This window comes from Frigoribacterium endophyticum, assembly GCF_011759585.1.
GTDB lineage: Bacteria > Actinomycetota > Actinomycetes > Actinomycetales > Microbacteriaceae > Frigoribacterium > Frigoribacterium endophyticum.
The window spans coordinates 19,659-35,030 of record NZ_JAAOYV010000001.1 but is presented as its reverse complement, the minus strand read 5'-3'; the positions used below and the strand labels follow the sequence as shown (position 1 = coordinate 35,030).

Here is a 15,372-nt window from a genome sequence, read left to right as displayed (position 1 = left end):
GGAGCCGGCGGACCACCCGCGGCGGGTACGGCGGGTGTCCTCCTTGTGACTGATTGCGCGCCTCCGACGGACCTGTCTAGGCTCGACCCGGGGATGCAGGTGCGCCGTGGGGGCGCACCGGGGGGACGACGATGACGCACGACACGCAGGAGCCGACGACTCGCGACGGGCAAGGGGCCGACGCGATCATCGCGTTGCCGGCCGGGCGTCTCCGGCGCGCGGCCTACGCCGTCGCGCCGGCGGTCTACCTCTACTTCGCGGCGGTGGCGTCCGCCGGGGCCGCGGGGGCGGCCCGGGCGGACTTCGTCGCGGCCGACGTCGCCGTCGTCCTCTACGGTCTCGCCGCGGCGGTCGCCGTCGCGCTGCTCGTCACGATGACGGTGATCCGCGTGCGGGTGCGACTCGGTCTGCCGCTGCTGCTGCAGCCGGTGCAGGCCCTGTACCTGAGCGCTCCCCTGGGCTGCGCCTTCCTGCTCTCGGCCGCGTACGTCTCCCGCCTGCACGGCGGCGGGTTCGCCGGCGGCTTCGAGGCGATGGTCGGGACGACCCTCGCGCTCGTGCTGCTCGCCCGACGCGTCTCCGAGCTCCAGCTCGGCTCCGCCGGCCCGGTCTCGGGGCCGATACGGGTGCCCGTGCGGCCTGCACCGCAGGTCGTGCAGGTCGCCGAGGTCGACGAACTGCCGGTCATCGACGCGCGCCAGGCCCAGGGCTGACGACGACGCCCACGGATCGCCCCGACCCACGAGGTCGGAGGCCATCAGACCGCCGGGGCTCGCCCTGGCCCGCCCCGGCGCGGCCGGTCGTCAGCGCCGGTCGACAGCGCCGGTCGTCAGCGCCAGTCGTCGGGCGGGACGTCGTCGACGTAGGGGTCGAAGGGCGGCTCGTCGTCGTACGGGTAGGGCTCGAGGTCGGGAGCGCCCCCGCTGGCCGGAGCCGCCGCCGGCGCGGGGCGCGTCGCCGGGCGTGAGCGAGCGGGCGCGGCCCGCCGGGCCGCCCCGGGCGCCGTGGCGGGCTGGGCCTCGTCGGCCCCGCCCCCTCCCCCGCCGAAGCTCGGGCCGGAGCTCGCCGGGCCGCGCTCGGCCGCCGCGGCGGCGGCCTCCTCGGGCGAGACGCCGGCCACGACGTCGAGCACCTGCTGGCCGTAGGTGTCGAGCTTCTTCTGCCCGACGCCGCTGATGCCCGCGAGCTCGGTCATCGACGTGGGCCGGGCCGCGGCGACGCCGCGCAGCGTGACGTCGCCGAAGACGACGTACGCGGGCACGCCCTGGGCCTTGGCGACCCCGGCCCGCCACTGCCGCAGCGTCTCGAACAGCGGCACGTCGGCGGCGTCGAGGTCGGCGGCCCCGGCACCGGTGCGCGCCCCGCGCGACGAGCCGCCCGCCCCGCGGGCCGAGCGGGAGCGGGGTGCCCGCTCGGGCTCCTTGCGGAGACGGACGGGCCGCGAGCCCGAGAGCACCTCGGCCGCGGCGTCGGTGATGAGCAGGGTGCCGTAGCCGTCGGGCGAGACGGCCAGAACGCCCTGGGCGAGCAGCTGGCGCACGACGCCGCGCCACTCGATCTCGGTCAGCTCCGTGCCGATGCCGAAGGTGCTGAGCTGCTCGTGGCGGTTCTGCGTGATGCGCGGCGTCGTCTTGCCGAGCAGGATGTCGATGATCTGCCCCGCGCCGAACTGCTGGTCGCGCTCGCGCTTGAGGCGCACGATCGTCGACAGGAGCTTCTGCGCCGGCACGGTGCCGTCGAGCGACTGCGGCGGGTTCAGGCAGGTGTCGCAGTTGTGGCACGGCGTGCTCGCCTGGCCGAAGTAGCCGAGCAGCTGCACGCGGCGGCACTCGACCGTCTCGCAGAGCGCGAGCATCGCGTCGAGGTGCGCGCTGAGCTTGCGGCGGTGGTCGGCGTCGCCCTCCGACTGGTCGATCATGCGGCGCTGCTGCATGACGTCCTGCAGGCCGTAGGCCAGCCACGCGGTGGCGGGCAGGCCGTCTCGCCCGGCCCGCCCGGTCTCCTGGTAGTAGCCCTCGACCGACTTGGGCAGGTCGAGGTGGGCGACGAAGCGGACGTCGGGCTTGTCGATGCCCATGCCGAACGCGATCGTGGCGACCATCACGATGCCGTCTTCGCGGAGGAAGCGCGACTGGTTGCGGGCGCGCGTGCCCGCGTCGAGGCCCGCGTGGTAGGGCAGCGCGGCGATGCCCTGCTTCACCAGGAACTCGGCGGTGCTCTCGACCGACTTGCGCGAGAGGCAGTAGACGATGCCGGCGTCGCCGTCGTGCTCGGCGCGGATGAAGCGGAGCAGCTGCTGCTGCGGGCCGTCTTTCGCCTCGATGCGGTACTGGATGTTGGGGCGGTCGAAGTCGGCCACGAAGTGCGCGGCGTCGTCGAGCTCGAGCCGCCGCGAGATCTCGCGGTGGGTGGTCTCGGTGGCGGTCGCGGTGAGGGCGATGCGCGGCACGTCGGGCCAGCGCTCGTGGAGCACCGACAGCTCGAGGTAATCGGGGCGGAAGTCGTGGCCCCACTGCGCCACGCAGTGCGCCTCGTCGATCGCGAAGAGCGAGACCCGGCCGCGGTCGAGCAGCGACTTGGTGCTGTCGAGCTTCAGCCGCTCGGGCGCCAGGTAGAGCATGTCGAGCTCGCCCGTGACGAAGGCCTGCTCGACGGCACGGCGCTGGTCGGGGTCTTGCGTGCTGTTGAGGAACGACGCCCGCACGCCCACGGCCTCGAGGGCGTCGACCTGGTCTTGCATCAGCGCGATCAGCGGCGAGACGACGACCCCGGTGCCGGGCCGCACGAGCGCGGGCACCTGGTAGCAGAGCGACTTGCCGCCGCCGGTCGGCATCAGCACGAGGGCGTCGCCGCCGCCGACGACCTGGTCGATGATCGCCGCCTGGTCGCCGCGGAAGGCGTCGTACCCGAAGACCCGCTGCAGCACCTCGACGGGCGAGCCGGCCCGCCCGGAGGCGTCGGTCGCGCTGCCGGAGGCGTCGGTCGGGCTGCCGGTGGCGGGGGCTGCGGAGGAGGGGGGAGCGTCGGTCACCAGGCGAGTCTAGGAGGCGCCACTGACGCGGTCAGCCGACCCGCGACTCCACCGGGTGACGCCCCGTGAGCTCGCTCGCGGGGGAGGACGCGAGCTCGCCCGACCTGTGGAACGAGCGCAGCACGAGCCAGGCCCAGAACGGCGTGCAGACGACCGTCACGGCGAGCGCGAGGGGGCTGCCGTCGCTCGACGGGGTGCCCGCGTAGGGCGCCAGGAGGAGGAAGAGGACCGTGTTGTTGAGCACGTGCGCGACGATGGCGGCCTCGAGCCCGCCGGTGCGCCAGGTCAGCCAGGCGGCGGTCACGCCGAAGACGGCGACGTCGAGCACGCCCCAGACGTTGTAGGCGTGCGAGAGGCCGAAGGCGACGGTGGGCACGACGATCGCGACGAGCGGCCGGGCGATCCACGACCCCAGCGACTGCATCGCGAAGCCGCGGAAGACGTACTCCTCCGCGCTGGCCTGCAGGGGCACGAGCAGCAGGATCACGACGACCGACCAGACGAGGGCCGCGGGCGGGGTCGTGACGGGCCCGGAGCCCAGATCGTCGCCCGTGACCAGCGGCACGACGAGGTAGCTGAGCAGGACGGTGAGCGCCATGAAGGCGGCGGCCGGGCCCACGCAGCGGAGCAGCCAGCGCCGGCGCAGGCGGCCGGCGACGCTCGAGAGCTGACCCCAGCCGCCGAGCCCGGCGAGCTTCGTCGCGAGCAGCACGGAGGGCAGCATGGTCGCGATCGAGCCCAGCGTCGCGAGCATGACGAGGGGCTGGGAGGCGTCGAGCGGGTCGCTCTGGAGGCCCTCGGCGAGGCGGGAGGCGGCGTCCGCTCCCCCGGCCGCGGCGACCACGGCGTAGAGGGCGAGCACGACGACGTTCGACGCGACGACGTAGAAGACCGTGCCGAGCAGGAGCGCGAACAACGGCCGGTACCAGCGGTACGTCGGCAGCGTGCGGAACAGGCGGTGGTAGGCGACGGTCACGGGGTCGAGGCTAGCCGGGGCAGCTGCGACGCCGGACGGCCCGGCCGCACCGTGGGGTGCGACCGGGCCGTCCGGGTCGAGCTGTGCGGCGGAGCGTCAGTCGGTGGTGCCGACCGAGGCGGTGCGGCGGCGACGGAGGCGCGTGGCCGTGACCACGCCGGCGCCGGCCAGCATCAGGGTCAGCGCGAGCGCCAGCCCGGTCATCGCGGCGTCGGATCCCGTGTAGGCGAGGTCGCCCGCGGCCGTGACGCGCGTGGGGCGGGTCGAGGTGCCGGTGCCGGCACCCGTCCCGGTGCCCGCGCCGGTGCCCGCTCCGGCCCCGGGGGCGGGGACGGCGGGGTCGGTCGGGGCCGGGGTCGGGTCGACGACGACCGGCTCGGCGGCGGCGAGGACGACGGGCACGTCGACGACGGTCCCCGTCCCGGCCACCGTGACGCGCAGCTGACGCACGACCGGTCCGGCCGTGGGGGCCGTGACGCCGGCGGGCACCGCGAACGACAGCGTCGCGCGCCCGGTCTCGTCGCCCTTGTCGACCACGGTGCGGTCGATCGGCTGCGAGGCGAGCTCGACGCCGTCGAGGCTGACCGCGACGGTGCCCGTCTCCGGCCCGACCTGCGAGCTGAAGAGCAGCGACGAGAGCGACAACGTCACCGTGTCGCCGGCCGCGAAGCCAGCCTCGGGCGACGGGGTCGCCGTGACGCCGACCGAGCGCTGGGTGAAGTCCGGCGTGGCGACGCGGGCGGGCGAGCCGGCGGGCACGGTGAAGTAGTCCACCTGGGCCTGCAGGTCGACCTTGCCGCTGTCGGCGGCCGAGCCGGTGTTGAAGGCGGTGAAGTTGTCACCGCCCGACGACAGGAACGAGTTGACCGTGACCTTGTACGAGGCCGCGCGGTCGAGCTCCGTGCCGTTCAGCGTGATCGTGCGGATGCGCTCGCCGGAGGCGGCGGCCGGGTCGTACGTGTAGCTGAGGCCCTTCGAGACGCCCAGCTTGAGGAACGGCCGCGACGACCCGGCCGGCTGCCACTGCTGCTCGAGGGCCTGCTCGATCTGCGCCCCCGTCATGTCGACGACGACGAGCGTGTTGGCGAAGGGCTGCACGGCGGCGGCCTCGGCGAAGGTCAGGTTGCCCGCGGGGTCGCTGGCGCCCGTGGAGGCGTAGCGCAGGTCGGCACGGAGGCCGCCCGGGTTCATGAAGGCCATCTGCGAGCCGTTGCCGACCGTGGCCTCGAGCTGCACGTCGGCGACGAAGTTGCCGAGGGTCGACTCGCCCCCGCGGTTCTCGGTGCCGTCGGACTGCACGGCGCGGGGGAAGTCGGCGGTGATCTCGCCGACCTTCTTCGCGCCCTCGACCGCGGCGACCGCGACGGCGTCGCTGACGATCGTCGCGACCTCGGGGTCGGGCGTCGCCTTCTGGTAGAGCGGCAGCAGCTCGCTCGTGACCGTCGTGGCCTTCGTGTCGGCGTCGAACGTGATCGCGAGGTGGCTCAGGTTCGCGCCGTAGCTGCCGGTCTGCACGACCGGGCGAGGCGTGGTGCCGCCGGTCGGCACGACCGAGAAGTTGTACGACTGGTGCGTGTGACCCGACAGGATCGCGTCGACCTTCGGCGAGACGTCGGTCGCGATGCGGGCGAAGTCGCCGCCCGCGTCGAGCGCCGTGCCCGACGAGTTGCCCTCGTGCACGAGCAGCACGAGCACGTCGGCCTCGCCGTTCGCGGCGTCGCCGTCGCTCAGGTCGTCGGCCACGTCGTTGACGCTGTCCACGATGTCGCCGAAGGTGAGGCCGGCGATGCCGGACGGGCTGACCAGCTCGGGCATGAGCTCGGTGATCGCGCCGATGTAGCCGACCCTGACGCCGCCGACGTCCTTGACGAAATAGGGGTCGTAGGCGTGCGAGCCGTCGGCACGGAAGACGTTGGCGCCGAGGTAGGGGAAGTCGCTGGCCTCGGTGACGCGGCCGTTGAGGTCGTCCTGGCCGCGGTCGAACTCGTGGTTGCCCAGCGCGCTGACGTCGAGGTCCATCGCGTTGAGCGCGTCGAGGGCCGGCTTGTCCTCCTGGATGAAGGAGGTGAACGTCGAGGCACCGATGTTGTCGCCCGACGACACGAACGAGGTGTTCGGGTGGGTCGTGCGGAACTGGTCGATGAACCCGGCCATGACGGCGGCGCCGGCGACCGGCGAGGCCTCCTGCGCGATGCGGCCGTGGAAGTCGTTGATGCCGAGGATGTCGATGCTGGTCGGGGCCGCCTGGGCCGGGACGGCGGCGACGAGGCCGGCGCCGAGGGTGGCGACGGCGACGAGCGAGAGGGCGGCGCGGCGGCGACGACGCGGCGCTCCCGTCTCGGCCGGAGGTGCGATGGGGTGACGGGGGCGCATGTGCGGTGTGTCTCCTGGTGTCCGTGCGTGATCTCAGGCCCGCGGGAGGTGCCCGGGGCGGCCCGCCCCTCGGACGAGGGACAGACCCGACGAACATAAGATCTGGCTGGGAGCCGCACAAGGCTCCGCACGACTTCGTCACGTGCTGTTAACGCGACGGTCGTCGCCCACCCCCACCGCGCCTCCGGAGGTCCCCTTGCTGTCCGTGCTCCTCGGCCTCGCCGCCGCCGTCGCCTACGGCTCGGGCGACTTCCTCGGCGGGCTCGCGGCGCGGCGCCTGCCGCCGCTCCGCGTCACGGCGATCTCGGCGGCGAGCGGCCTCGTGCTGCTGCTCGTGCTGCTCGCCGTCGTGCCCGGCACCCCCTCGGGCGCCGCGGTCGGCTGGGGCGTCGCGAGCGGCGTGGCCGGCGCGGCCGCCATCGCGCTGCTCTACGCCTGCCTCGCGATCGGGCCGATGAGCATCCTGTCGCCGCTGACCGCCGTGGTCTCCGCGATCGTGCCGGTGGGCGTGGGCCTGCTGCAGGGCTCGCGGCTCGGGCCGGCCGGGTGGGCGGGCATCTCGCTCGCCCTCGTCGCGGTGGTGCTCGTCGGCTTCGTGCCCGACGCCTCCGCCCCGAAGCCGACGGCCGCCGGCCTGCTGATGGCCCTCGCGGCGGGCGTCGGCATCGGCGTCGTCCTCGTCTTCCTCGACCAGACGCCCGCCGACTCGGGCCTCGTGCCGCTGGTCGCGAACAGGGTCACGAACGTGGTGCTGACCGGAGGCGCGGTGGCGGTGCTCGCCCTGGTCGCGCTCTCGAGGCGGCGGCGGTCGCCGGGCCCGGGAGGCGCGGGCCTGGCCGTGCCGACAGCTCACGCCCCCGGCACGGCCGGGCCCGCAGGCACGCCTGCCGGCGCGCCGTCGGCGACCCGGGGCCTCGCCCCCGCGCTCCGCCTGGCCCTGCTCTGCGGCGTGGCCGACGCCGGGGCGAACGTGCTCATCCTCCTCGGGCTCCGGCTCGGCGACCTCACGGTGATGAGCGTGCTGACCGCGCTCTACTCCGCCGTGACGGTGGTGCTGGCCGCCGTCGTGCTGCGCGAGCGGCTCACCCGGTCGCAGGTCGTCGGCCTCGTGCTCGCCCTCGCGGCGGCCGTGCTGCTCGCGCTCGACTGAGCGCGGCCGCCGTCGGCGTCGACGGCCCGCCCGCTCAGTCCTCGATGAGCCGCTTGCCGAGCACGACGACGTCCTGCCGCTCGTAGCCGAGCGCGCTCCACGCGGCGAGCGCGTCGTCGTTGCCCGACCGCACCATCAGCTGCAGCTTGGGGCAGCCCGCCTCGGTGAGCAGGCGCTCGGCCTCGGCCACGAGCGCGCGGGCCCGGCCGCCGCCGCGGAGGGCCGGGGCGACGGCGACGTAGTAGAGCCAGCCGCGGTGGCCTTCGTGACCGGCCATGGCGGTGGCGACCACCGCCTCCTGCACTCCGCCGTCGGCCGTCTCGACCCGCTCGGTGCCGACGAGGAAGAGCTCGGGCTGCACCTGCAGCTTGCGCTCGATGTCGCGGCGCGGGTCGTTCCACGGGCGGGTGAGGCCGCACTCCTCCCACAGGGCGACGACGGTCTCGGTGTCGGCGGGGGCGAAGGCGCGGATCTCCATCGGTCGAGCCTGCCAGACCGTGACCGGCCCGGCGGCCCGGCCCGGCGGCGGGGCCGGCAGGAGTCGCGGGTCGAGGCCCGCCCGGAGGCCCGGTCGTAGGATGGGCCGTCTGCCCCGCCGACCCCGAGGAGCCCGTGTGACCCGAGCCGACGCCCCCCGCCGCCGCCTGGCCGTGCTCGGCTCGCCGATCGCCCACTCGCTGTCGCCGAGCCTGCACGCCGCGGCCTACGAGGTGCTCGGGCTCGACTACGACTACGGCCGCGCCGAGGTCGCCTCGGGCGAGCTGCAGGGCTTCGTCGACGGCCTCGACGCGAGCTGGCGGGGGCTCAGCCTCACGATGCCGCTCAAGCGCGAGGTGCTGCCGCTGCTCGACACCGTCTCGCCGCTCGCGGCCCTGCTCGGCGTCGCCAACACCGTCGTCATCGACGACGAGGGCCGCCGGCACGGGCACAACACCGACGTCGACGGCATCGTCCGCGCCGTGCAGCGCCGACACGACGTGCGGCCCGAGTCGGCCGTCATCCTCGGCGGGGGCGCGACGGCGGCCTCCGCGATGCACGCGGCCTGGCAGCTGGGAGCCCGGTCGTTCTCCGTCCACCTGCGCAGCCCCGGCCGCGCCGGCGAGCTGACCGCCCTCGCCGCGGAGCTCGGCGGCGACGTCGTCGTGGCCCCGCTCAGCGAGCTGCCCTCCATCGGCCCCCTCGACTTCGTCGTCAGCACCCTGCCCGCCGGCGCGGCCGACGACCTGCCGCTGCGGCCTCGGAGCTCGACGTCGGTGCTGTTCGACGTCGCCTACGACCCGTGGCCGACGCGCGCCGCGAGCGCGTGGGCGGCGCAGGGCGGCGTCGTGCTCAGCGGGCTCGACATGCTCGTCGAGCAGGCGATCGGCCAGGTGCGGCTGTTCACAGGGGGCGCGGCGGACGAGCCGCTCCGCGAGGAGGGTGCCGTGCGGGCGGCCGTCCGTGCGGCGGCCGGGCTCACCGACCGGGCGGTGGTCTGACGTGCGGCCCACCCCGCAGCCCGTCACCCTGCGCTCGGTGACCCTGGGCGACGGTCGCCCCGCCGTCTGCGTGCCGCTGGTCGGGCGCACCGCCGCCGCGCTGGAGGCCACCGCCGTCGAGCTCGCGGCCCTGCCCCGCGGAGTGGTCGACGTCGTCGAGCTCCGCCTCGACTACCTCACCGCCGTCGCCGACCACGACCGCGTGCGGGAGGCCGTGGCCGCGGTGCGGCGGTCGCTGCGAGACGACGTCCCGCTGCTCGCGACCTTCCGCACGAAGCAGGAGGGCGGCGAGCGCGACATCACGCCCGACGCCTACGGTGCGCTGCTCGACGCTGTCGTCGCCCTCGACGGCGCCGAGCGCCCCGACGCGGTCGACGTCGAGATGTACACGCAGCCCGACGTGCGCGAGCACCTCGTCGACGCCGCGCACGGCGCGGGGCTCCGCGTCGTCATGTCGTCGCACGACTTCACGGCGACGCCGCCCCGCGCCGAGATCGTCTCGCGCCTCGTCGAGCAGCAGGAGAACGGCGCCGACGTGGTCAAGCTCGCCGCGATGCCGACGTCGCCCGCCGACGTGCTGACCCTCCTGGCGGCGACCGACGACTTCCGGTCGGGGCCCGGCCTGGTGCCCGCGGTGACGATGTCGATGGGGCCGCTCGGCGCCCTCTCGCGTCTCGCCGGCGAGACGGTCGGCTCGTGCCTGACGTTCGGCGCGGTCGGGGCGACGAGTGCCCCGGGGCAGCTCGACGCCCTGGCACTCGGTGCTGCGCTCGACCTGCTGCACGGGGCCTGACCGAGGTCTGAGAGGGGGGGCTGGCGGGGCGACTGGGGCCGACGCGTGCCGACCGGGGGCGCTGCCGGCCGAGGTGATCGGACCGGCGTGCCCCGCGCCTCCCCCAGATCGAGGGTCGACCAGGTGGTCTGCCGCCGCGTCGGGAGCGGCGAGGCCTCCGGCGGACCCGACCTCGGCTCCACCACCGGGAAACGAGCGACGGGCGTCGCTCAACAGGAGTCTCGAGGCCGAGGATCCGCCGGAGTGACCCGAGGTTACCTCGCCGCCCGACCTGTCTCGGCCCGTCGTCCCCCGTCCACCCGGGTGACGCTCAGTCAGCGTCCGGCCCGCCCGAGGGCTGCCCACAGGCCGCGGAGGGGGTGAGGAGCCCTCGACGAGATGGTGACGGAGGAGGCGCGGGGTCAGTACCCTTCAGGCACCCGGAGCAGAGGCTCCGGCTCACGAAGGAGAACCCATGAGCATCGGCGGCGGAATCGCCTTGATCGTGATCGGCGCGATCCTCGCGTTCGCTCTCGACTTCCAGGTCGCGGGCATCGACATCCAGCTGATCGGCTACATCCTCATCGCGGCGGGCATCATCGTCACGATCCTCGGGCTCGTCTTCGCGACGCGTCGTCGTCAGGTGACGTCGACCTCGCGCAGCGCGGTCGACCCGGTCAGCGGCGAGCAGGTCACGCGTCGCTCGACGCGCGACGACGGCGGCCCGATCGTCTGATCGACCCCGCACGACCCCTCGACGGGCCGCGCCCCCTCCCGACCCCCGTGGTCGTGGCGGGGTCGCGGCCCGTCGCTCGTGGGGGACGGCGTGGGCTGGCGCCGAGTGGTCACGAACTGCGCTCCGCGGCGGCCGGGAGCAGCAGTTCGCGACCACTCGCCGAACGCCGTCGCTGGCTGACGGCGTCGAATGGTCGCGATGTGCTCCTCACTCGGCGCGGGAGCAGCAGTTCGCGACCACTCGCCGAGCGAGGTCGGCCAGCGGGCGGAGACAGGCGGGAGGCGCGGAGCGGGTGGCGCGGTCAGCCGACCGTGGAGCGCAGCGTCGACGAGCCGTCGGGCAGGCGTCGCACCTCGATGCGGTCGGCGATGCGCTGCTTGAGCTCGTCGACGTGGCTCACGATGCCGATCACCCGGCCGGAGTCGGAGAGGCGGCCGAGCTCGGTCATCACGGCGTCGAGAGTCTCGGGGTCGAGCGAGCCGAACCCCTCGTCGACGAAGAGCGTGCCGAGCTCGAGGCCGCCCGCCTCCGCCTGGACGACGTCGGCGAGCCCGAGCGCGAGGCTCAGCGAGGCGTAGAAGGTCTCGCCGCCCGAGAAGCTCGCGGGGTCGCGGGTCGTGTCGGTCGACGCGTCGCGAATGGCGAGCGCGAGGCCCGTGCGCCGGGAGCGGGAGCCCTGCTCGCGCTCCTCCGAGGCCTCGAGCACGTAGCGACCGCTCGACATCACCCGCAGCCGGGCGTTCGCGGCCGCGACGACGTCGTCGAACCGACGGAGGAGCACGTACGTGCCGAGCGTCACCCCGCGCACGTTGACGGTGCCGGTGGCGCTCGTGAGGTCGGCCATCCGCACGACGGCCCGCGCCTCCTCGGCGACGGACTCGCCCGCGGCCTCGGCACGTCGGAGCGCGGCGAGCGCCTCGGTCGCGCGTCGGGCCCGGTCGGCGGACCGCCCGGCCGCGTCGGTGGCCGCAGCGAGGTCCACCTCGGCGACGCCGAGAGCCCCCTCCGCGGCCGGGACGTCGACCTCCTCCTCACCGGTGAGGGCGGCGATGGACGGGTCGGCCAGGCCCGCGCCGACGACGGCCAGCTCGGCGTCGTGCCCCGCGACGCGACGACCGAGGGAGTCGCGCTCCGGGCCGGGCAGGACCGCCGCGGCGGCGGCGTCGGCCGTCGCGAAGCCCGAGGCGGCCAGCGCCTCGGCGAGCTCGACGCGACGCTGGTCGTGCGCGACCCGGGCGACCTCGGCCGCCCGGAGGGCGGAGACGAGACGATCCGCGAGGTCGGCGCGACGGGTGAGGAGGTCGACGCGGTCGGCGACGGTGCCGGTCGGGCGCTCGGCGTGGCCGTCGGCGTTCCCGTCGGCACGCCCCTCGGCTCCGGCTCCTGCTCCGGCGACGGCCTCGGCGACGAGCGCCTCGTCGTCGGCGAGCCGGCGTCGATCGCCCTCGAGCCGCTCGGCACGGGTCGCTCGGAGCGTGCGGGTCGTCTCGGCCCGGGTGCGCAGTGCCTCCGCCTCACGGTCGTGGTCGTCGAGCGCCCGCTCCGCGGCCCGGGCGGAGGCCACGGCGGCACGGGCGCGGGCGAGCGCCTGCTCCGCCTCGGCGACGGCCTCCCGGGCCCCGGCCTCGTCGAGGTCGCCGAGCCCCGCCACGGCGACCTCGAGACGGGCACGGGCGGCGGCCGCGGCGGCGGCCGCGTCGCGCTGCCGCTGGCCCGCGGCGCGGGCGGAGAGGGCGGCGGCCTCGACGTCGTCGTCGGTCGGGTGGTCGTCGGTCGGGGTGGCCGGGGCCGGGTGCTCGATGGACCCGCAGACCGGGCACGGCTCTCCGGCCTCGAGCGAGAGCGCGAGCTGGCCGGCCGTGCCGGTGATCTGCCGACGACGGAGCCCGGCCTCGAGGTCGACCGCGGCCAGCGCCTCCGTCGACCGGTCGGCGAGGAGCTCGTCGAGCCGTGTCGCCTCCTCCCGCAGGGCGTCCGTCGCGAGCACGGCGGCGAGCGCCGCCCGGGCGTCGGCGACCCGGCGAACGGCGGCGGGCTCGTCGTCGGCCGACTGCCGGGCGCCCTCACGAGCGGCCACCAGGGCGACCCTCGCGACGGGGAGCTCGACGAGCTCGGCGTCGAGCGTCGAGAGGTCGACGTCGACCTGCTCGAGCGCTCGGCCCGCGTCGAGCAGCTCGGCACGACGACCGGGCAGCCCCCGCTCGACGGCGGCGACCCGGCCGAGCACGGCGAGGTCGGAGCGCAGGTCGTCGCGGTGGGCCGCGACGGCGGCGGTCACCTCCGGCAGATCGGGGGAGCCCCCAGAGCTGTCGAGGCCGGCGGTGCCGCCGATGCCGTCGATGCCGTCGGTCGGCGTCGACGGCCCCGTGACGAGCACCAGCCCGGGCACGGTCTCCAGCTCCGGGTCGACCTCCGTCGCCGCCTGCCGCGCGTCGACCAGCGTCGCTCCCGACTCGGCGAGCACACCCTGCGCCGCCCGGAGGCCCCGAGCCGCCCCGGTCACCGTGTCGGCCCGGCCCGCGGCCTCGAGGCGCGACCGGGCCTCGTCGACCGCGACCGCCGCCTCCGTCAGGCGGGCGCTCCGGGCCTGCAGGTCGGCGCGGAGGTCGAGAGCCTCGCGCAGACGGCGCTGCTCGTCGAGGCGACGCCGCGCGTCGTCGTGCGCCAACCGGGCCGTGCCCCGCCGGTCGGCGGCCGCGTCGGACTCGCTGACGAGCCCGGCGAGGACGTCATCGACGGTGGCGACGAGGCCCTCGGCGCCCGCCGCGCCCTCGCCACCCTCGGCGGGCTGAGCGCCCGAGTCGCTCCCGCCGCCCGCCACGACCGGGGCGGCCTGCCCGGCGAGCGCCGCCTCCAGCGCGGCTCCGACGACCGGGTCGTCGTCGACCCCGACCGCCTCGCGCAGCCGGGCGACCGCGAGCTCGACGCCCCGGTCGGCCTCGGCGACGGCCGCGTGGGCCGTGCGCCGCCCCTCGGCCAGCCGGGCCGTCGTCAGCTCGTAGATCTCGGTGCCGAAGAGGGACTGCAGCATGCGCCGGCGGTCCTCCCCCGACGAGCGGAGGAACGCCGCGAACTCGCCCTGGGGCAGCACGACCGTCTGCACGAACTGCTGACGGGTCAGGCCGAGCACCCGGCCGATCTCGTGCCCGACCTCCTGCGTGCTGGTCGAGACCACCTCGCCGTCGACGGCGTCGGGCGAGGTCAGGCGGACGAGCGTGGCCGTCGCGTTCGCGGGCGTCGTGCCGGTGCCCCGGCTCTTCGGCCGCTGCCACGCCGGGCTCCGGCGGATGCGGTGCACGCCCGCCGCCGTCTCGAACACGAGCTCGGCGAACGGCTCGACGTGCGCCGCGGCGTGGTGGCTGCGGAGGCGGTCGCGGCTGGCGCCCTCGCCGGCGAGCTGCCCGTAGAGGGCGAAGACGATCGCGTCGATGACGGTCGACTTGCCGGCCCCGGTCGGCCCCTCGAGCAGGAAGGTGCCCGAGGCGCCGAGCGCGGCGAAGTCGATCGAGTGCTCGCCGGCGTAGGGGCCGAGGGCGCGCAGGGTCAGCCGGTGCAGGATCACTCGCTGCCCTCGCTCGCCCTCGCGGCCTCGTACGCCGCCCGCACGACGGCGAGCTCGGCGTCGCTGGCCGGGGCCCCCGAGGCGAACGCGACGAAGTCGGCCGCGACCTCGACGGGGTCGGTCTCGGCCGTCACCACGCGCAGCCGGGGCGAGTCGACGGCGCCGACGGGCGTGTGCAGCACGGCGAGCGCGTGCGGGAACCTCTCCCGGACGCGCGCCCACAGGTGGTCGGGGTGCACGGGGTCGGTGACGCTGACGCGCAGCCAGGCGTCGACGAGGTCGTCGTGGCGGCCGTCGAGCAGGTGCTCGAGGGTGTCGGTCACCTCGGCCAGGCGACGCGGCACGGGTGCGGCGACGAGCTCGACCTCGACCGTGCCGTCGGCGGCGAGGTCGACGACGGCGGTCGACTTCACGTGCCCGACCTCGCCGAACGAGAACGCCAGGGGCGAGCCCGAGTAGCGCAGCACCGGATGCGACCCGGCGGCGGCGCCCACGCGCTGGGCGCCGTGCAGGTGACCGAGTGCGACGTAGTCGACGCCGTCGAAGACCGCCGAGGGCACCACGTCGACCCCGCCGACGCGGATGTCGCGCTCGCTCTCGCTCCGCTCGACGACCGCCCCGCCCGCGACGAAGGCGTGCGCGACGACGACCGAGCGGGTGCCGGGCCTCGTCGCCAGGTCGGCCCTGACCCGGTCGAGCGCGGCGCCGACGACGGCCTCGTGCGAGCGCGCGAGGGGCTCGTCGGCGCCGTCGGGCGCGAGGGCGTGCCGCACGGTGTCGGGGTCGAGGTAGGGCAGCCCGTAGAAGGCCACGGGCCCGTGCGCGTCGTCGACGACGACCGGCTCGTCGAGCCGGTCGACCGCGGCCAGCACGTGCAGGCCAGGCCGCATCAGCTCGGCGGCGAAGCCCAGCCGCGCGGCGGAGTCGTGGTTGCCCGGCGTCACGACGACGACGGCGAGCTCGCTCAGCCGTCGCAGGGCCGAGCCGAGGAGGCGCACGCTGGGCACCGAGGGCACGGCCCGGTCGTACACGTCGCCCGCCACCACGACCACGTCGACCGCGCGCTCGGCCACGAGGTCGACCAGGTGGTCGACGAAGGCGGCCTGGTGCTCGAGGAGGTCGACGCCGTGCAGGGTCCGCCCCAGGTGCCAGTCGCTCGTGTGCAGGATGCGCACGGGGCCCCTCTCGCTCGCGGTGGTCGTGGCGCCGGCGGTGCTGCCGGACGGTCGTCACTGTATCGACGCCGACCGACACCCGAGGTGCGGCGGGTCGCCGTCCTCGGCGGCGGGCCGGC

Annotated in this window: 11 protein-coding genes; 5 read left to right on the top strand and 6 right to left on the bottom strand. The window is 75.7% G+C overall.

Going from position 1 to position 15,372, the window contains the following annotated elements; all coding sequences use genetic code 11:
* The first annotated feature begins 131 nt into the window (after positions 1-131).
* On the top strand, positions 132-713 hold the full coding sequence (locus FHR77_RS00155; protein WP_167257869.1) for a hypothetical protein: 582 nt from the start codon (positions 132-134) through the stop codon (positions 711-713).
* Between the two features lie 116 nt (positions 714-829).
* On the opposite strand, the gene recQ is transcribed toward FHR77_RS00155, so the two are convergent.
* From recQ to FHR77_RS00140, 3 genes are all read right to left on the bottom strand, one after another.
* Positions 830-3,031 carry a DNA helicase RecQ gene (gene recQ / locus FHR77_RS00150; protein WP_167257867.1) on the bottom strand — a complete coding sequence of 734 codons (2,202 nt, stop codon included), beginning with the start codon at positions 3,029-3,031 and terminating at the stop codon, positions 830-832.
* Between the two features lie 31 nt (positions 3,032-3,062).
* Positions 3,063-4,007, bottom strand: a complete 945-nt coding sequence (locus tag FHR77_RS16480) for a CPBP family glutamic-type intramembrane protease (RefSeq protein WP_167257865.1) — start codon at positions 4,005-4,007, stop codon at positions 3,063-3,065.
* Between the two features lie 96 nt (positions 4,008-4,103).
* Positions 4,104-6,380 carry a bifunctional metallophosphatase/5'-nucleotidase gene (locus FHR77_RS00140; RefSeq protein ID WP_167257863.1) on the bottom strand — a complete coding sequence of 759 codons (2,277 nt, stop codon included), beginning with the start codon at positions 6,378-6,380 and terminating at the stop codon, positions 4,104-4,106.
* 205 nt (positions 6,381-6,585) lie between these two features.
* On the opposite strand from FHR77_RS00140, the gene FHR77_RS00135 reads away from it, so the two are divergent.
* Positions 6,586-7,530: an EamA family transporter gene (locus tag FHR77_RS00135; RefSeq protein WP_341777265.1), complete on the top strand. Its 945-nt coding sequence runs from the start codon at positions 6,586-6,588 to the stop codon at positions 7,528-7,530.
* 34 nt (positions 7,531-7,564) lie between these two features.
* Here the strand turns inward: FHR77_RS00135 and FHR77_RS00130 are convergent, their stop codons facing one another.
* On the bottom strand, positions 7,565-8,008 hold the full coding sequence (locus tag FHR77_RS00130) for a GNAT family acetyltransferase (RefSeq protein WP_167257859.1): 444 nt from the start codon (positions 8,006-8,008) through the stop codon (positions 7,565-7,567).
* Between the two features lie 136 nt (positions 8,009-8,144).
* Here FHR77_RS00130 and FHR77_RS00125 point away from each other — a divergent pair, with 136 nt between their 5' ends.
* From FHR77_RS00125 to FHR77_RS00115, 3 genes are all read left to right on the top strand, one after another.
* The gene (locus tag FHR77_RS00125; RefSeq protein WP_341777155.1) at positions 8,145-9,008 is read left to right on the top strand and encodes a shikimate dehydrogenase; all 864 of its coding nucleotides are present in this window, start codon (positions 8,145-8,147) and stop codon (positions 9,006-9,008) included.
* Positions 9,009-9,045: 37 nt separating this feature from the next.
* Positions 9,046-9,801 (top strand): type I 3-dehydroquinate dehydratase, encoded by a 756-nt coding sequence (aroD, locus tag FHR77_RS00120; protein WP_167257855.1) that lies wholly within the window; start codon positions 9,046-9,048, stop codon positions 9,799-9,801.
* Between the two features lie 454 nt (positions 9,802-10,255).
* Positions 10,256-10,516, top strand: coding sequence for a DUF6458 family protein (locus tag FHR77_RS00115; protein ID WP_056051981.1), 261 nt, complete (start codon positions 10,256-10,258; stop codon positions 10,514-10,516).
* 301 nt (positions 10,517-10,817) lie between these two features.
* On the opposite strand, the gene FHR77_RS00110 is transcribed toward FHR77_RS00115, so the two are convergent.
* Both FHR77_RS00110 and FHR77_RS00105 read right to left on the bottom strand, forming a co-directional pair.
* Complete coding sequence (locus tag FHR77_RS00110) at positions 10,818-14,078, bottom strand: AAA family ATPase (protein ID WP_167257853.1); 3,261 nt, start codon at positions 14,076-14,078, stop codon at positions 10,818-10,820.
* On the bottom strand, positions 14,075-15,253 hold the full coding sequence (locus tag FHR77_RS00105; RefSeq protein WP_167257851.1) for an exonuclease SbcCD subunit D C-terminal domain-containing protein: 1,179 nt from the start codon (positions 15,251-15,253) through the stop codon (positions 14,075-14,077). Before FHR77_RS00105 ends, FHR77_RS00110 begins: the two co-directional genes overlap by 4 nt.
* Positions 15,254-15,372 lie beyond the last annotated feature (119 nt).